This window comes from Burkholderia sp. WP42, assembly GCF_000745665.1.
Taxonomy (GTDB): Bacteria; Pseudomonadota; Gammaproteobacteria; order Burkholderiales; family Burkholderiaceae; genus Burkholderia; species Burkholderia vietnamiensis.
Genome location: NZ_KN050728.1, coordinates 13,851 through 32,568, shown reverse-complemented (window position 1 = coordinate 32,568; position 18,718 = coordinate 13,851). Strand labels below are relative to the sequence as shown.

The 18,718-nt window shown below is 67.0% G+C and carries 11 protein-coding genes and 1 pseudogene; 2 read left to right on the top strand and 10 right to left on the bottom strand.

What is annotated here, in order from left to right; all coding sequences use genetic code 11:
• Positions 1-5: 5 nt before the first annotated feature.
• Together EX20_RS29700 and EX20_RS29695 are read right to left on the bottom strand one after the other, a co-directional pair.
• Positions 6-5,009, bottom strand: coding sequence for an AAA family ATPase (locus EX20_RS29700; protein ID WP_231572310.1), 5,004 nt, complete (start codon positions 5,007-5,009; stop codon positions 6-8).
• Between the two features lie 18 nt (positions 5,010-5,027).
• Positions 5,028-5,708: a response regulator transcription factor gene (locus EX20_RS29695; protein WP_034195618.1), complete on the bottom strand. Its 681-nt coding sequence runs from the start codon at positions 5,706-5,708 to the stop codon at positions 5,028-5,030.
• Positions 5,709-6,071: 363 nt separating this feature from the next.
• Here EX20_RS29695 and EX20_RS29690 point away from each other — a divergent pair, with 363 nt between their 5' ends.
• Together EX20_RS29690 and EX20_RS33115 are read left to right on the top strand one after the other, a co-directional pair.
• Complete coding sequence (locus tag EX20_RS29690; protein ID WP_231572309.1) at positions 6,072-7,496, top strand: ATP-binding protein; 1,425 nt, start codon at positions 6,072-6,074, stop codon at positions 7,494-7,496.
• Positions 7,497-7,588: 92 nt separating this feature from the next.
• Positions 7,589-7,702, top strand: a pseudogene (locus EX20_RS33115) (branched-chain amino acid ABC transporter substrate-binding protein); the annotation flags it as partial.
• 58 nt (positions 7,703-7,760) lie between these two features.
• Here EX20_RS33115 and EX20_RS29685 read toward each other — a convergent pair.
• From EX20_RS29685 to EX20_RS29650, 8 genes are all read right to left on the bottom strand, one after another.
• Complete coding sequence (locus tag EX20_RS29685; RefSeq protein WP_034195616.1) at positions 7,761-8,672, bottom strand: hypothetical protein; 912 nt, start codon at positions 8,670-8,672, stop codon at positions 7,761-7,763.
• Positions 8,673-8,742: 70 nt separating this feature from the next.
• Positions 8,743-9,066, bottom strand: a complete 324-nt coding sequence (locus EX20_RS29680; protein ID WP_034195615.1) for a TfoX/Sxy family protein — start codon at positions 9,064-9,066, stop codon at positions 8,743-8,745.
• Between the two features lie 297 nt (positions 9,067-9,363).
• Positions 9,364-10,629: an MFS transporter gene (locus tag EX20_RS29675; protein ID WP_034195614.1), complete on the bottom strand. Its 1,266-nt coding sequence runs from the start codon at positions 10,627-10,629 to the stop codon at positions 9,364-9,366.
• A gap of 15 nt (positions 10,630-10,644) precedes the next feature.
• Entirely contained in the window at positions 10,645-11,433 is a 789-nt protein-coding gene (locus EX20_RS29670; protein WP_014725621.1) for a peptidylprolyl isomerase, read from the bottom strand.
• A 10-nt stretch (positions 11,434-11,443) separates the two neighbouring features.
• A complete protein-coding gene (gene narI / locus EX20_RS29665; protein WP_034195613.1) occupies positions 11,444-12,127 on the bottom strand; it encodes a respiratory nitrate reductase subunit gamma in 684 nt (227 codons plus the stop codon).
• A gap of 26 nt (positions 12,128-12,153) precedes the next feature.
• Entirely contained in the window at positions 12,154-12,849 is a 696-nt protein-coding gene (narJ, locus tag EX20_RS29660) for a nitrate reductase molybdenum cofactor assembly chaperone (protein ID WP_034195612.1), read from the bottom strand.
• Positions 12,846-14,375, bottom strand: a complete 1,530-nt coding sequence (narH, locus tag EX20_RS29655) for a nitrate reductase subunit beta (RefSeq protein ID WP_034195611.1) — start codon at positions 14,373-14,375, stop codon at positions 12,846-12,848. Before narH ends, narJ begins: the two co-directional genes overlap by 4 nt.
• On the bottom strand, positions 14,372-18,136 hold the full coding sequence (locus EX20_RS29650) for a nitrate reductase subunit alpha (RefSeq protein WP_034195610.1): 3,765 nt from the start codon (positions 18,134-18,136) through the stop codon (positions 14,372-14,374). Before EX20_RS29650 ends, narH begins: the two co-directional genes overlap by 4 nt.
• Positions 18,137-18,718 lie beyond the last annotated feature (582 nt).

The following is an 18,718-nucleotide window of genomic DNA, read 5'->3' as shown; positions in this document are numbered from 1 at the left end:
GGCCGTCAACGTTCTGCTGCATTGAATTGAATGGTGAAAGTGGTGCCGTGCTGCTGCGCGATATCGATGCGGCCGCGCAATTGCAGCACGAGGTCGTGAACGAGGCGCAAGCCGAGCGTTTCATCGCGTTCGAACGCAAAGCCGGGTGCGAGGCCGACGCCGTCGTCGGCGACGATCAACGCGCAGCGCCGGTCGTCGATCGCCTTGAGTTCGACCTTGAGCACGCCGCCGCGCTGATCCGGGAACGCATGCTTGAGCGCATTTGACACCAGTTCGTTGATGACGAGACCGCACGACACGGCGCGGTTCATGTCGAGCTGAATGTCGTCGACGTCGATCTGCAGGTCGACGCCCAGCCGCCCCATGTCGTAGACGCGCGCCAGATGACCGCATAAGGTCTTCACGTGCGCCGTCATCGCGATGCGCGCGAAGTTGCCCGCGCGATAGAGGTTCTCGTGCACCATCGCCATCGAGCGTACGCGGTTGCGGCTGTCGGCGAACAGTTCGGCCACCGCCTTGTCCGTCACGCGCTCCGCCTGAAGATTCAGCAGGCTGCTGATCAATTGCAGATTGTTCTTCACGCGATGATGCACTTCGTGCAGCAGCGCATCTTTCTCGGCGAGCAACGCATGCTTCTCTTCGAGCGACGCATTTTCGAGCGACACGGCCGCCTGTGACGCAAGCAGCCTGAGCACGGCGAGACGCGCGGGCGTGAACACGCCCGGCGCGAGTTCGTTCTCCAGATACAGCACGCCGATCAGCTTCGACTGCTTGACGAGCGGCAGCGACAGCACCGAACGCGAATGCTGCGCGGCGAAATGCTCGTCGGACGACCAGGTCTGGTCGCAGATCGCATCGTCGATCAGCAACGCGCGCTGCGTGCGAATGCTTTCGAGCAGCACGGCGCTCGACAGATCCTGCGCATTCACCGGTCTGCTGTCGAAATGCACTTCCGGTCCTTCGCGCCCCGCCACCGCGGTTGCTTCGATCCACAACGCGTCGGCGCGCGGCAGCACGAGCAGCGCGCGCCGCGCGCCCGCGTGTTCGAGCATGATCGTCATCAGCGTGCGCATCAGACGCTCGGGAACCAGTTCGCCGGAGATCGCCTGCGACGCCTTCACCACGGTATCGACGTCGAGTTGTTCGGCGACGACGCCGGGCGCCGGCGCCTGCTCGACGGGCTCGCGCAGCAGCTCGGCATAACGCCGGTCGAGCGACTTCACGCGCGCGATCGCGCCCCAGCGCAACCACGCGCGGCGCGCGTTGCGGACATACGCGGCGGCCGTCGTCGTAAAGCCGCGCGCCAGATAGAACTTCGCGGCAATCTCGTGCGCGAGCGCTTCGTCGTGCGGGAAATCATGCTTGCGCGCGAGCCGAATCGCGTCTTCGTAGCGGTTCATCGCTTCGAACTCGCGGCCCGCGATGCGCGCGATTTCGCCGCTCATCAATGCCGCGCGGCTGCTGAAGTTGCTCGGGCAGTGCTCGGCCCACAGCGCCAGCTGCCGCTGATGCGCGGCGAGCTTGTCCAGATTCCCGGCCCGGGCGGTTTCCGGCGCGCCGTCGTGCCAGCTTGCGCGCGCGAGCCCCGCAAAGAACTGATACTCGGCGATTTCGAAATGACCCGACGATGTCCACAGCAACGGCGACGCCTTACTGTCCGCATGCATCGCGCCGTCGATATCGCCGGCCAGATAGCGCGCCTGCAGCTTGCGGATCCAGTACCAGCACGCCGCGATCGCGAGACTCGGATCGCCGTCGAGGCGCTGCTCGAACGCGGCATCGTCGAAGCGATCGGGAAGCGCGTCATGCGCGTCGAGGTTGCCGCGCAACGAACAAATCAGCGCGAGCTGCGCGGTGATGATGTCGACGATGAGGCCGAACTTCGCGGCCTGAACGATCTGCAGACGACGCTGCGCTTCCTGCTCGACTTCCGCGAGCGGCTCGCCCGCGGCGATCAGCGTCGTGACCGTGCAGCAGCTGCTGAAACCGATGTAGGTCAGGTCGCCGCCTTCGCTCGCGACTTCGAACGCGCGGCGCAGCAAGGGCAAACCGGTGCGGATCGGCCGCGTCCACGGCGTCACGTGATACGCGAAGCACATGTAGACACGCGCCTTGAAACGGTCCAGCCCGCGCTTGTCCACGAGCGCGAGGCCGAGCTGGCCGAAGCGGTAGCCCGCGTCGTAGTCGTCGAACAGCGGACCCGCGACCATGCCGAGATACGCATAGCCGAGCGACGACGCATCGCTGTTGCCGTACAGCAGGCTCAGGTTCGCCATCCGGCACAGCACGAGGCACACGAGGTTTTCATCGCTGAAGAACGCGGGCGGCAACACGGCCGTCAGCACGTTCATCGTCGCGGCGAGTCCGGCGTCGTCGAGCAAGGGCAGATCGACGAGCGTGTCGATCGGCGCGCCGCCGATGCCCTGCAACAGCGTGTCGTATTCTGCGCGCGCCGCGTCGCGGCCCGGATGCGGATTCCAGTCGATACCGACGTGCCGCAGATAGTCGAGGCACGTCTGCACCGCGAGGTTCATCCGATCGAGCGCCGTGTACAGCGTGACGCGCAGAAACGTGACGGCCGCGCGGTCGGCCAGCGTGTGTGCGCGCGTGTCGAGCATCGCCAGCCGTCGTTCGCTGCTGTCCATGGCGCCCGTCAGAAACTCGCATTCGGCGAGCTGGCATTCCAGCTGGAATTTGCGGGCATAGTCCGCGTCCCAGCCTGCTTCGCCGAGCAGTTCGCTGCCGGTCGACAGGTACGCGAGCGCCGAGCCGTACGCCGCCGACGCGCGTGCGCGCTGCCCCGCCTCGAGATTGAAGTCAACCACGCGCGCGCGTTCGGCGGGATCGTCGAGTAAAGGAATGACGCGGTTGTACTGGTTGACGATCTCGAAGATGCTGCGCGCTTCGTCCGCAGCCGGCTGCGCGGCGAGAATCCGGCCGATCCGCAGATGGGCCTGCGCACGCAGCTGCGGCGGGATCAGTTCATACGCTGCCTCGTGCACGCGGTCGTGCACGAACGCATAGCCTTCGCGGCTGCGGTACAGCAGGCCGGCCTCGACGCCGTCGGCGAGGGTCGTGGTCACCTGCGCCTCGTCCAGGCCGCTGATGCGCGCGAGCAGCGGCGACGTCGCGCGGCCGCCCAGACACGCGAACTGTTCGAGCAACGCCTGCGTGCCGCGCGGCAACCGTTCGATCTTGCCGACCATCAGATCGACGATGGTGTCCGCGAAACGCGCTTCGCGCAGCCTTTCGTTGTCCCACGTCCAGATGCGGCAGTCGCGATCGAACGCGAGGAAGCGCTCGTCGGCGAGAAATTGCAGAAACTGCACGACGTAGAACGGATTGCCGCCCGTGCGTTCGAACACGAGACGGCTCAGGCCCTCCAGTTCGGGCCGCGTGGTCGTGAGGGCGTCGCCGATCAGATGCGCCACGTCGTCAGGCTGCAGCGGCGTCAGCATGATTTCGTCGACGCGCGTGCCCGTCTGCCGGATCAGATCGACCGTGCGTCTGAGCGGATGCGCGACGCCCACTTCGTTGTCGCGATACGCGCCGACCACGAACACGTTGCGCGCGCCCGGCCCGCACAGCTGTTCGAGCACGCTGAACGTGCCCGCGTCGCTCCATTGCAGGTCGTCGAGAAACAGCACGAGCGGCTGGCCGTCGCACGGGAACGCCGCGATGAAACGCGTAAACACGGCGAGAAAGCGCATGCGTGCTTCCTGCGGCGCGAGTTCGGGCACGGGCGGCTGTGGCCCGACGAGCGCCTCCAGCTCGGGAATCAGCTCGACGATCAGCTGGCCGTTCGCGCCGAGCGCATCGTGCAGGCGCTGGCGCAGGTCCGCGTGTGTGCGCATGCCGTCGTCGATCAGCTCGCGGATCAGCGTCCGGAACGCCTGCGCGAGCGTGGCGTAAGGAATGTCGCGCTTGTAGCGTTCGAACTTGCCCGACGCGAACCATCCGCGCGACGCGGCAGGCGTCATGCGCAACCCGCTCACGAGCGTCGATTTGCCGATGCCCGAATAACCCGACACCAACGCCACGCCAGGCTCGCCGCTTTGCACGACGCGCTCCAGCGCGGCTTCGAGCTTGTGCTGCTGCTTCTGGCGTCCATAGAGACGAAACGGCCGTTGCAGCTGATCGGGCGCATCGGCGGCGCCCGGCGCGAACGCCTCGACGTCGCCCGATGTGCGCCATGCGTCGAGACAGCGCCGCAGATCGTGTTCGAGCCCTGCTGCGGTCTGATAGCGCTGCGCCGCGTCCTTCGACAGCAGGCGTGCAACGATCGCGCTCAGTTGCGCGGGCACGCCGTCGATGCATTCGGCCACCGGAATGGGCACTTGCGCCGTATGGCAATGCAGCCACTCGGCCGCCGAAGCGGCCCGATACGGCAGCTTCCCCGTCATCATTTCGTACAACACGACGCCGAGCGAGTACAGATCGGCACGCGAGTCGGACCAGCGGTTCATCAGCCCGGTGCGTTCGGGCGACAGATACGGGAGCGCTTCGACGGCGATCGCGGGCGGGCCGTCGCGCGGACGCTCGCGCGGCGCACGGGAGACGAGGCCGAGGCCCGTGAGCGCGATGGCGTGGGTCGCGTCGTCGATCAGAATGTTGCCCGGCCGGATGTCGTTGTGCGTGAGGCCGCGGCTGTGCAGGGAGCGCAGCGCCGACGCGAGGTTGACGGCGAGGGTAAGGAACCGGCCTATCGGCAACGGCCCCGCTTGCGCCATGCGAAGCGATCTGCCGCCCGGATCCTCGAGCACGAGCGTCGCGCTGCGCTCGTCGCGCAGCAGCGCGTGAGGCCGCGTGACATGCGCGCCGTCGAGCATGCCGCGCAACTGATACGCGTGCTCCAGACGCTCATGGCTTTCCGGCTGCGGCTGCGATGCCGAGAGCGTGACCGTCAGCCAGCTGTCCGACGCCGCCGGGTTCGTCAGGCGCGACAGCACGAACTGGCCATCGTCGCTCAATGTCGTTACGTCGTAGCCCGTCAGCATCATGGTTCCCATCTCGCGAGACGCTCTGGGTCAGTCGGCGGCAGTGAGCATGTAGCCCGCGTTGCGGATGGTCCGCAGCAGCGAGCGGTCGAAGCCCGTGTCGATCTTCTGGCGCAGCTTGCTCACGTGCACGTCGATGACGTTCGTTTGCGGATCGAAATGGTATTCCCAGATGTTTTCGAGCAGCATCGTGCGGGTGACGACCTGCTCCGCGTGGCGCATCAGATATTCGAGCAGCTTGAACTCGCGCGGCTTGAGCAGGATCGCATTGCCGGCGCGCGTCACTTTCCGCGACAGCAGGTCGATGCAGAGATCGCCGACCTTGAGCTTCGTGTCGAAGCCGTTGTCCTGCGAACGCCGCGCGAGCGCTTCGAGCCGCGCGACGACTTCGCCGAACGAAAACGGCTTGACGACGTAATCGTCGCCGCCCGCCTTCAGCCCCCGAATCCGTTCGTCGACTTCGTCGAGTGCGCTGAGGATCAGCACGGGTACCTTGCTGCCCGCCGCGCGCAGCGCCGCGACGATCTTGAGCCCGTCGATACCGCCGGGCAGCATGCGGTCGAGCACGATCGCGTCGTAGGATTCCCCGATCGCGAGCGCCATGCCGTCGCGGCCGTTGTCGGCCCAATCGACGACGTGGCCGGTTTCGAGCAGGCCTTTCTTCAGAAAGCCCGCCACCTGCTGATTGTCTTCGACCAAGAGGATTTTCATTTCTGGATTGGCGGCCCGTCGGTCACGCGTCGTGTGCGACCTGACAGAAAGGTCGCCGACGTGTGCAGGTCGGGCGAAATAGTGCACCGTCGCGCTGACCTTTCATTATCGCCTCGTCGGGACAGATGAAGCGGCCGCCCCGTATTAAATTTTTTTAATCAAGGCGCGCATGGGGTACGTGCCGCCGTTTGCCAGCGCGGCTCGGCGGCATCCGGCCGCGCACATTAACAAACGTTAACGGTATCGCAACGCTCCGACAAGCCGCCGCTCCATAAGATGACGGTGCGAAACTCACGCGCACCGAGCCCCGCCGGCACGTGCAACCCATTCACACTTTGTCGGACGATGCTTATGAACACGGTGATGGAACAGCCGGCCAGGCCGCAGTATCGAAGCACCCCCGAGCATTCCGTCATCGCGCTGGGGGAATTCGAACTGAACCTCGGCATGCGGGCGCTGTACAAGGCGGGACGCGAAGTGCCGCTCGGCTCGCGCGCGTTCGACATTCTATCGGTGATCGTGCTGGCAGCCGGACGCATCGTGTCCAAGGACGAACTGATGGACGCCGTATGGCCCGGTGTGTTCGTCGAAGAAAACAACATCCACGTGCATCTGAGCGCGGTCCGTAAAGCGCTCGGCGACCATCGTCAACTGATCGACACCATACCGGGGCGCGGCTATCGACTCAAGGTATTCGACGACCCGCCAGCCGAGCCGGCACGCGACGTACCGACCGAGCGGCATGCGCCGCACTTCCGCAATGCGGATGCAATGACCGCGCCGCGGCATCGATTGCCGGGCAGAAGAACGCTGCTCGGGCGCGCCGCGGCGCTCGACGAAATCGAGGGCCAGTTCGCGCGCAGCCGCGTGGTCACGCTGACGGGGCCGGGCGGCGTCGGCAAGACCTGCCTCGCCATCGAACATGCGCACCGCACGATCGCTACCGGCGCGTCGGACGTCGTCTTCATCGACCTCGAGGAAGCGGGATCGCTCGCGGCCGTCGCGCAGATCGAGCCCGCGCCCTCGCCGCCGGCCGGCACCCTGCTCGTACTGGACAATGCGGAGCACATCGTCGACGAGGTGGCGGATGTCGTGGAGCGGCTGATCGGCCAATGGCCCGGCTTGCGCGTACTGCTCACGAGCCGCGAGCGCCTTCGCATCGCGCCCGAGACCGTGTTCCGCGTCGAACCGCTCGCGCTGCCGGCAGACGAGTCGTGCCGCGACGGGCTGATGCAGTCGCCTGCCGTCGAGCTGTTCCTGGAGCGCGCAAGCCGATGCGGCGTGCGAGTCGACGAGCATCAGCTCAGGCTCGTCGCTGAAATCTGTCGCCGGCTCGACGGGCTGCCTCTCGCGATCGAACTCGCGGCCGAGCGTGCGTCCGTGCTGGGTCTCGAAGGGGTGCGCCAGCGTCTCGAAGAACGCTTTCTGCTGCTCGCAGGGGGTTATCGCACGGCACAGCCGCGACACCGAACCTTGCGCGCCGCATTTGACTGGAGTTTCCAGCGGCTCACGCACAACGAACAGGCCGTCGTTCTCCGCATCGCACGGTTCGACCATGCGTTCACGCTGGATTCCGTGTACTCCATCGTTTGTGACGACAACGTCGACCGCCTGACCGCGCTCGATTGCATCGCGCAACTCGTCGAAAAGTCGATCCTCGATGTGAGCTTCGTCGGCGTCACGGCGCGCTACCGTCTCTCGGAATCGGCTCGCACGTACGCACTTGCGCTCGGATCGGGTGATGAACCGTGCGATGTCGCGAGGCAGTTCGCCCGCTACCCGCAGTGAGCGACGGATGACCGTCATGACGGTTCAGCGGCAATGTTGACTGGATGCGCGCGTTGCCGATCCGGCGGACCGGGCTGCGCGCACGCGGAGTGGTCGCCGGTGTGACCGGGAAAATCGCGTTCGACGAGCGCGGCGACCTGATCAAGCCGCCCTACACGCTGTTCCGCGTCGAACGGGCGCGGTGGCACAGCATTCGCACGGTCGGCCGCGCGTCGAACCGACCGCCGCCGAGCAGTCGGCCGTGGCCTCAGGCAGCAGCACGCGTCACCGCGCCGCCTGCTGCCGCTGCACCTCCTGCGCCTTCATCTGCAGATACGCCGCACGGTCGACTTCGTGCAGCTGCTGCGGATACTGCTCGGTCGCGTCGAACCAGCGCGCGAGACGCTGGTCGAGCGGCTTGTCGAGCGTCGCGAGATACGCGTCGATCGCCAGGTAATAGCGCATCGTGTTGCGCTCCAGCAGCCCGCGCACGCCGCCGACATACTGCGGCTCGCCAGCCGATGCACCGCTCGCAGGCGTGAACCCGACCTTGTCGCTGCCGATCGTCGCGAGATAGGTCTTCATCGCCATCCGGCCGACCGTGCCGAAGCCGTACGCATACGTGAGGTGCAGGAACGTGCGCGACGCGCCCACCGGCACCGCTTCCAGCGCGATCCGGTAATCCTTCGTGCCCATCGGGCCGCTGTCGGCGCTCAGGTCGACCTGAAAGTAATCGGGCGTCGATGCCGCCACGCGATAGCGGAACTGCACGCGATAGGTGTCCGACAGCTTCTGCTCGACCTTGCGCCCGAGGTTCACGTCGAGCACCGGGCCGCCGCTGCCGGCCGATGCATGACAGTACTTCGTGTTCAGGTGCAGGATCAGCACCGCGCACCAGTTCGCCGGGCCCTGCGCCGGATCGCTCAGCTTGCCGTTCACGACGGCGAATGGATAGTCGACGACCGCGTAGATATCGCCCTTCAGCGATGAGGACGCCTCTGACGATTCGAGGTACAGCGGACGATGGAACGCGTTGTGCTTCAACTGCTCGCCCAAGCTGTGATAACGGTCGAGCAGCGCGGCCGCGCCGTCCGCGCCGAACGACAGCGTGCTCCAGCCCACGCACAGCATCGCGATGCATGCGGCCCACGCACGGCGCACGCGTCGGCGCGCCTGCGGGTGTTCGGATGTCTCCATTGATTTGCTCCAGCGGATTGCGCGATGTCGCCGCGCCTGTTTGATGGAATATGCCGATCGCTCTCGACCGCTATCGACCGCGCTTCACCGGCATCGGCAATTGCGCGGCGGTGATCCGGATCAGCGTGGACAGCCATTCGCGGTCGTCCCAGCGCTCGCCCGCAACGACGAGATGCGGCTTCGCCGACGGATACGGCGGCGCCTGCTCGCACGCGCCGAGAAACGCATGTCCGTCGGGCGTCGGCTTGACGAACAAGCGATCGTCGCACACCAGCGCGACCATCTTGCCGTCACAGTAGATTCCATATTCGCCGAACATCTTGCGCGCCGACACCGTGCCAGCCAATGCGCTCTGCTCGACGATGAAATCGACGGTTCCCTGATTCGATGCCATCCATCCTCTCCGTTATCGAACGCCGGTTCTGACCGTCGGCGGCGCGGTGTCGTTCCCTCCCGTCCCGTCCGGGATGCGCGCATCGCATGCATGCGGCGCGGGCGGTTCGTCGGAGAAGCGGCGATCGCCTGCGTTCACAGTCTCGGAATCGTAGGAAGGAGATCAGCCGCCGCGCGTGGTCGTCGGCGCCAGTTTGACAGAACTGCGTGCGACGGCAAACGCCGAACGGCGGCGGCGAGCGCGCGTGTGCGCCGCCGCCGGGATCGGGCGTCGCGCACGCGCGTCGGGCGAAGGCGCTCAGCCCGTGACGGGCGTGCGCCGCACCTCGGTCAGATAGATGAGGATCAGCGACACCCACACGATCCCGTACAGCAACATGAAGCAGGTCGTGCGCACGCGCGCGAAGTCGAGCAGCATGCCGAACAGGATCGGCAGCAGGAACCCGCCGAGCCCGCCCGCGAGCCCGACGATGCCGGTGACGACGCCCATGTTGTCCGGGAAATCGTCGGCGACGTACTTGAAGGTCGACGCCATGCCGAACGCGAACACCGCACCGAGCACGAAGGTCAGCGCGACGAAGCCGGCCACCGGCATCGACAGCTTCAGCGCCGCGGTGCCGTCGATCGTGTGGATCACGAAGTCGGTCGCCGGATACGACAGCAGGAACAGGCTGATCCACGCGACCCACAGCCCCCACCAGGTGACCGCATGCGCGCCGAAGCGGTCGGACAGCGCGCCGCCCAGCGCGCGCAGCACGGAGCCCGGCAGCGAGAAGCCGGCCGCGAACGCGGACGCCATCACGAGCGACATCCCGTATTCGTTCTTCAGGTATTGCGGGATCCACAGCGACAGCGCGGTGAAGCCGCCGAACGCGATCGAGTAGTACTGGCACAGCCGCCACACGCGCGGATCGCGCAGCACCTTGAACGAATCGAGCAACGAGCCGCCGCGCTTGCCCGCGCCCGGATCGGGCGCCGAGGCGAGCCAGAAGATCACCGCGGTGACGAGCAGCGCGATCGCATAGATGCGCGGCACGACGCGCCAGCCGTACGCATTGAGCAGCAGCGGCGTGACGAACAGGTTGACCGCCGCGCCGCTGGTGCCCGCGCCGAACACGCCCATCGCCAGGCCGCGCCGCTGCGGCGGGAAGAAGCGCGCGACGTACGGCGTGCCGACCGCGAACGACGCGCCGACGCAGCCGAGAAACAGCCCGATCACGAGAAACTGCCAGAGCTGCGTCGCGTAGCTGACCACATACACGGGCACCGCGCACACGACGAGCAGCACCGTCATCACGATGCGCCCGCCGAAGCGGTCGGTCCAGGTGCCGAGCGGCAGACGCATCAGCGCGCCGGTCAGCACCGGCGTGGACGTGAGCAGCCCGAACTCGGTGCTGTTCAGGCCGAGGTCCGCGCGCAATTGCACGCCGAGCACGCCGAACATCATCCATACGACGAAACACACCATGAACGCGAGCGTACTGGCGGCCAACACCGACCACGCGCGCAGCGGAACGGTCTGCGCTTGTGCGGGCAGACCGGCATTACCTTGGTGAACGGCCATATGCCGACCTCCGTTTCATTGAACGAGCGGACCGCTCGCGCCGTCGAAGGCGACGCCTTCGATGCGCGCAGCGCCCGCGAGCACGGCCACGTACTGCCGCATCGCGCGCTGACGCACGCATTGCGCGAGGTACTCGGCGATCTGGCCGGCGGCTTCGTCGAACGGCACCGCGGCGCCCGGCACGCGCCGCTTGATGCGCACGATGTGAAAACCGAAGCGCGTGTTGACGAGCTTCGGCAGCACGCCGAGCGCATCGCCGTCGAACAGCGCGGCCTCGAACTCCGGCACGGTGTCGCCGCGCAGCAGCTGCCCGAGGTTGCCGCCGACCTGCGCCGACGGGCAGTTCGACGACGCGCGCGCGACCGCTTCGAACGTATCGGGCGCGGCCAGCACGTCGGCGAGCGCGGCCTGCGCGCGCTCGCGCAGCGGCGCGAGCGGCACGCGCTCCGTCACCGCGAACAGCACGTGGCTCGCGTACACGATGTCGCCGCGGCGAAAGCGCGCCGCATGCCGGCTGTAATAGCGCTCGCAGTCGGCGCGATCCGGCTGCGGCACGTGCGTGAGCTCGCGCTCGAGCAGCGCGTCGACGGCCGCGTCGTCGAGCGGTGCACTCGCATCGATCAGCGCGAGCGCGACCGCGCGCTGCCGCAGCAGTTCACGCACGGCCAGCGCATGGCGCGCCGCATCGAGCGGATCGCGCGCATCGCCGTGATGTTCGGCTTCGGCCGCGATGGCGGCGGCGTCGAAGGCGACGCCGTTGATGGCGAGCGGCGCGGTCGCGGCTTCGCAGAGAACGTCGTTCATGCGGGTCTCCTCAGCGCTTGCGCACGAGCTGGTATGGGCGGATCAGGTACGCAACCGAAGCGATCCCGCTCCAGATGTGAACCATCCGCGTGAACGGCGACACGAGGAAGATCGTGAAGCCGAGCAGGATGTGAAGCCGGTACGTGAGCGGCACGCCGACGAGCAGGCTCGCGACGTTCGGGCGGAACGTGACGACGCCCTTCACGTAGTCGGTCAGCTGCTCGAACATCGCGCCGTCCATGTGACGCGTCGACAGCACGACGGTGCCCAGCCCGAGCGCGAGCTGCACCCACAGCATCAGCACGATCACGATGTCGGACGTGCGGCTGTTGCTGCGGATGCGCGCGTCGCCGAGGCGCCGCCAGATCAGGATCGTCAGCCCGACGAGCCCCGCGACGCCGGCCGCGCCGCCTGCCACCATCGCGACGAGCTGATGCCCGGACGCCGACATGAACGGCGACACCAGCCAGTGCGGCGCGAGAAACCCGCCGAAGTGCCCGAGCACGACGACGAGCACGCCCCAATGGAACAGGTTGCTGCCGAGCCGCAGCATGCCGTGCCGCAGCAGCTGGGACGAGTCGCTTTTCCACGTGTACTGCTCGCGGTCGAAGCGGATCAGGCTGCCCACCAGCAGCACGGCGAGACAGATGTACGGGTAGATCCCGAACAGGAACTGATGCAAGTAAGCGTTCATGTGTTTCCCCAAGTGTGGACCCGCGCTCACGCGCTGCGGGCGGGCCGCTTGTCGTGGAACTGGATCGTCTGCTCGGCCGGCGTCGCCGCGCCGACGAAGCGCACGGCTTCGTCCGCATACGACGCGTCGAGCGCGCGGTAGTCGTCCGCACCGGGCGTCACGGCCGCCACGTCGTCGTCCGCGGCGGCCGGCGGCTCGACCGGCGCGAGGCCGGCGAGCGGCAGCAGCGCGCCGACGACGAAGCCGTAATGGCTGCCGCGCCGCGCGAGCTGGCCGGCAAGCGCGGTGAGGATGTCGCCGGTCTCGGCGAGCAGCGTGCGTGCGTCGGGCGCGGGCAGGCGCGACAGGTATTCGAGGAACACGGGCAGATAGTCGGGCAGCTCGCCGGGGTTCAGCGTCAGCCCGTGGCGCTCGTACATCTGCAGCAGGTCGACCATCGCCTGCCCGCGGTCGCGCGACTCGCCGTGCACGTGCTCGAACAGATGCAGCGACGTCGCGCGGCCGCGGTCGAACAACGCGACGTAGTTCTCCTGCAGCGTGAGCAGGTCGCGCGCACGCACGTACGCGAAAAACCGCTCGAGGCCGGCGCGCGCGCGCTTCGGCAGCTGCGCCCGCTCGCGCAGGTGGCCGTCGATCGAATCGAGCACGTCGACGAGTGTGTCGTCGGGATAGTCGAGCAGCGCCGCGAACGCCGCATAGGTCGGATCGGGTGCGCCGCTCATCGCGATACCTCGTTGATCGGAATGGTTTTCGCGCCTTTCTTCGGACTGAACAGGCTGCCCTCGGAACGGCCGTCCGAACAGCCGTTGCCGAATGAGAAGCCGCACGAGGCGCGCAGGTCGTACGCGTTCTCCGCGTACTCGCGATGCGTGGTCGGGATCACGAAGCGATCCTCGTAGTTCGCGATCGCGAGATAGCGGTACATCTCCTCGACCTGCGCGAGCGACAGCCCGACCTGGTCGAGCACGCCGCGCGCGTCGACGCCGTCGACGTGGCGCGCGCGCATGAACGCGCGCATCGCCAGCAGCCGTTCGAGCGCGAGCTTCACGGGCGCCTCGTCGCCGGCCGTCAGCAGGTTCGCCAGATAGCGCAGCGGAATGCGCAGCGATTCGACGTCGGGCAGGTAGCCGTTCATCCCGAGTTCGCCGCTGTTCGCGGCAGCATTGATCGGCGACAGCGGCGGCACGTACCAGACCATCGGCAGCGTCCGGTATTCCGGATGCAGCGGGAACGCGATCTTCCAGTCGATCGCCATCTTGTAGGCCGGCGAACGGCGCGCGGCGTCGAGCCACGCGGCCGGCACGCCGTCGCGCTCGGCCTGCGCGATCACCGTCGGGTCGTTCGGATCGAGGAACAGCGACAGTTGCGCCTCGTACAGGTCCTGCTCGTTCTCGGCGCTGGCCGCCTCGCTGATCCGGTCGGCGTCGTACAGCAGCACGCCGAGATAGCGGATGCGGCCGACACAGGTTTCCGAGCACACGGTCGGCTGGCCGGCCTCGATGCGCGGATAGCAGAAGATGCACTTCTCCGCCTTGCCGCTCTGCCAGTTGTAGTAGATCTTCTTGTACGGGCATCCGGACACGCACATGCGCCAGCCGCGGCACTTGTCCTGATCGATCAGCACGATGCCGTCCTCCTCGCGCTTGTAGATCGAGCCCGACGGGCACGACGCGACGCACGCCGGGTTCAGGCAGTGCTCGCACAGGCGCGGCAGGTACATCATGAAGGTGTTCTCGAACTGCCCGTAGATCTCCTTCTGGACCGCCTCGAAGTTGTAGTCCTTCGCGCGCTTCTCGAACTCGCCGCCGAGAATCTCCTCCCAGTTCGGCCCCCACTCGATCTTCTCGAGGCGCTGGCCGCTGATCAGCGAGCGCGGCCGCGCCACCGGCATCGCGCGCGTGTGGCCAGCCTCCTGCAGATGCCCGTAGTCGAACGTGAACGGCTCGTAGTAGTCGTCGATCTCGGGCAGGTGCGGGTTCGCGAAGATCTGCGCGAGCAGCCGCCACTTGCCACCCTGACGCGGCTCGATCCGGCCGTCGGCGCGGCGCTGCCAGCCGCCGCGCCAGCGGTCCTGGTTCTCCCAGTCCTTCGGATAGCCGATGCCCGGCTTGGTCTCGACGTTGTTGAACCACGCGTATTCCATCCCTTCGCGGCTGGTCCACACGTTCTTGCAGGTCACCGAGCAGGTGTGACACCCGATGCACTTGTCGAGGTTCAGCACCATCGCGATCTGTGCACGTATCTTCATGACGTTTCTCCGGCGCGGACGTTCGGCGTGGCGCCGACGGGTTCTTCCCCGTCGAGCCAGTCGATGTTGTTCATCTTGCGCACGATCAGGAACTCGTCGCGATTCGAGCCGACCGTGCCGTAGTAATTGAAGCCGTACGACAGCTGCGCATAGCCGCCGATCATGTGCGTCGGCTTCAGCGCGATGCGCGTGACCGAGTTGTGGATGCCGCCGCGCGTGCCCGTTATCTCGGAGCCCGGCGTGTTCACGATCTTCTCCTGCGCGTGGTACATCATCACCATCCCCGACGGGATCCGCTGGCTCACGACCGCCCGCGCGCACAACGCGCCGTTCGAGTTGAAGCACTCGATCCAGTCGTTGTCGACCGCGCCGATCGCCTTCGCGTCGTCCTCCGACATCCACACGATCGGGCCGCCGCGCGACAGCGTGAGCATCAGCAGGTTGTCCGTGTAGGTGCTGTGGATGCCCCACTTCTGATGCGGCGTCAGGAAGTTCAGCACGCGCTCGGGGTTGCCGTTCGAGCGCGTGCCGACCATGTGCGCGTAGCTGCCCGTGTCGACCGGCGGCTTGTACACGCACAGCGACTCGCCGAACGCGCGCATCCACGCATGGTCCTGATACAGCTGCTGACGGCCGGTCAGCGTGCGCCACGGCACCAGCTCGTGCACGTTCACGTAGCCGGCGTTGTACGACACGTGCTCGGATTCGATCCCGCTCCACGTCGGCGACGAGATGATCTTGCGCGGCTGCGCCTGGATGTCGCGGAAGCGGATCTTCTCGTCCTCGCGCGCGGCGGCCAGATGCGTGTGGTCGATGCCGGTGATGCCGGACAGCGCGCGCCACGCCTTCACCGCGACTTCGCCGTTGGTCTCGGGCGCGAGCGCGAGTATCACCTCGGCCGCGTCGAGCGCGGTGTCGATGCGCGGGCGCCCGCGTGCGGCGCCGTCGGCGACCTTGTAGTTCAGCTCGCCGAGCAGCTTCACTTCGTCCCTGGTGTCCCAGCCGATGCCCTTGCCGCCGTTGCCGAGCTTGTCCAGCAGCGGGCCGAGCGACGTGAAGCGCGCGTAGGTGTTCGGGTAGTCGCGCTCGACCGCGATCACGGCCGGCATCGTGCGGCCCGGCACCGGCTCGCATTCGCCGCGCTTCCAGTCCTGCACGTCGAACGGCTGCGCGAGTTCGCCCGGCGTATCGTGCGCGATCGGCGCGAGCACGACGTCGCGCTCGACGCCGAGGTGGCCGTCGCACAGCTCCGAGAAGCGCTTCGCGATGCCCTTGAAGATCTCCCAGTCGCTCTTCGATTCCCACGCGGGATCGACCGCCGCCGACAGCGGATGGATGAACGGGTGCATGTCGGACGTGTTCATGTCGTCCTTCTCGTACCAGGTCGCCGTCGGCAGCACGACGTCGGAATACATGCAGGTGGTCGACATCCGGAAGTCGAGCGTGACGAGCAGGTCGAGCTTGCCGCGCGGCGCGTCGTCGCGCCACTTCACTTCCTCCGGCCGCGCGCCGCCCGTCGCGCCGAGATCCTCGCCCTGCACGCCGTTGGTCGTGCCGAGCAGATGCTTCAGGAAATACTCGTGGCCCTTGCCCGACGAGCCGAGCAGGTTCGAGCGCCAGACGAACAGGTTGCGCGGGAAATTCTCGGGCGCATCCGGGTCTTCGCACGCCATTTGCAGCGTGCCGTTCTGCAACTGCCGCGCGAGCTCGGCGCCCGCGTGCGCGGCATCGCCGAGACTCGCGCCGACCTTGAGCGGATTCACCGCCAGCTGCGGCGCGGACGGCAGCCAGCCCATCCGCTCCGCGCGCACGTTGTAGTCGATCGGCGAGCCGTGGAACTGCGTCTTGTCGGCGAGCGGCGACAGCAGCGTGCTCGGGTCCATCGTGTCGTAGCGCCACTGGTCGGTGTGCGCGTAGAAGAACGACGTCGCGTTCATGTGCCGCGGCGGCCGGGTCCAGTCGAGCGCGAACGCGAGCGCGGTCCAGCCGGTTTGCGGACGCAGCTTCTCCTGCCCGACGTAATGCGACCAGCCGCCGCCCGGCTTGCCGATGCAGCCGCACATGATCAGCATGTTGATGATCGCGCGGTACGACATGTCCATATGGAACCAGTGGTTGATCCCCGCGCCGATGATCACCATCGACTTGCCCTGCGTCTTGTGCGCGTTCTCCGCGAACTGGCGTGCGACCGAGATCACGTCGGCGCGCTTCACGCCGGTGATCGCTTCCTGCCACGCGGGCGTGTACGGAATGTCGTCGTCGTAGCTCGCGGCCACGTCGCGGCCGCCGAGCCCCTGGTCGAGGCCGTAGTTCGCGACGAACAGGTCGTAGACGGTCGCGACCAGCATCTCGCCGTTGCGCGTCGCGACGCGCCGCACGCCGATCCGGCGCGACAGTTCGGAGCCGTGGTGCGTCGAGTTGAAATGAGCGTGAGGCTGGTTGCCGAAGTACGGGAACAGCACGTCGACGACGTCGTCATGCGCGGCCGTGCACGACAGCCGCGGCGCCAGCGCCGCGCCCTTCGACGTCTCGCCGCGCAGGTTCCATTTGCCCTTGTCGGCGTCGGCCTGCTGGCCCCAGCGGAACCCGACCGAGCCGACCGGCACGACGAACTCGCCGTTGGCGTCGTCGATCATCACGGTTTTCCAGTCCGGATGCGCGGCCTCGTCGAGCGAATCGTCGAAGTCGGACGCGCGCACGAGGCGCTCGGGCACGTAGCCGTCGCCGTGCGGCACGAGCCGAACGAGCGCCGGCATGTCCGTGAAGCGCTTGCAGTAGTCGATGAAGTAGTCGCTGTTGCCCGCCAGGTGATATTCCTTGAGGATCACGTGCCCCATCGCGAGCGCGAGCGCCGCGTCGGTGCCCTGCTTCGGGTGCAGCCACAGGTCGCCGAACTTCGCGCCTTCCGCGTAATCGGGAAACACCGACACGACCTTGGTGCCGCGATAGCGCGCCTCGACGAGGAAGTGCGCGTCGGGCGTGCGGGTCTGCGGGACGTTGGAGCCCCACATCATGATGAAGGTCGAGTTGTACCAGTCGGCCGATTCCGGCACGTCGGTCTGCTCGCCCCAGGTCTGCGGCGACGCCGGCGGCAGGTCGCAATACCAGTCGTAGAAGCTCAGGCACACGCCGCCGATCAGCGACAGATAGCGCGAGCCCGCCGCATACGACACCATCGACATCGCCGGGATCGGCGAGAAGCCGACCACGCGATCGGGGCCGTGCCGCTCGACCGTGTAGACGTTTGCGGCCGCAACGATCTCGTTGACTTCGTCCCAGCTCGCGCGCACGAAGCCGCCGAGGCCGCGCCGGCTCTGGTACGCGCGCCGGGACGCGTCGTCCTCGACGATCGAGCGCCATGCGTCGACGGGCGCCAGCGTGCGGCGGCGCTCGCGCCACAGCTTCACCAGCGCGCTGCGCACCATCGGATGCTTGAGGCGGTTGGCGCTATACAGATACCAGGAATACGAAGCACCGCGCGAGCAGCCGCGCGGCTCGTGGTTCGGCATGTCCGGGCGGGTGCGCGGGTAGTCGGTCTGCTGGGTTTCCCAGGTGACGATCCCGCCTTTCACGTAGACCTTCCACGAGCACGAGCCCGTGCAGTTCACGCCATGCGTCGAACGGACGATCTTGTCGTGCTGCCAGCGCAGCCGATAGCCGTCTTCCCATTTTCGGTCCTCGTCCGTGACGGCGCCGTGCCCGTTGGAAAAGCCTGGCCGGGCGGTGGAGAAATAACGCAATCTATCCAGGAAATGGCTCATGGGGATCTCGTTTTTCCGGTCTTTTGGCAGACTCAGATTGTTGAAAGGGGTGGAATGCCGGCCGTAAAAGATGCATCTGATCGACGCGTTTTGTCCGGGTCGGGCAGATTGTCTGGTAGAAGGACATATCACGGCTTGATACAAATCAGAGGGATCGTTCGTCGGCGTGCAACGGTGGAAATGGGGGAAGATCGGTGGGGGAGGAGTGCTGAGGGTTGGCGGAGGAGTACTGACTGCTGATGGGGGTGGCCGGGCTCGGCTGGCTTCCGCTGGCTCGGTTGCCTGCCGCTGTTCTTCGCTGGCCGCGGTGACCGCCGCTAGCCGCCGCTGTTCGTGGCTGCCCGCGCTGTCCGCCGTCGCCCGCCGCCGCTCGTCGTTGCCTGTGTTGTCCGCTGCAACCGGCCGCTGCTTGTCGCGGCCTGCGCTATCTGCCGCTGGTCGTCGTCCCAGCCGGCCGGCCACGGCCACAAGCGTCAGCCCGCACTCCCGAACGGTTGCCGGAGCGAAATACGAAGTTGAAGGGATTGGATTGCGTGGTGTGGACTGGCGCTCGTCGTCGGAGAGTGATCGACGCGCCGCAGT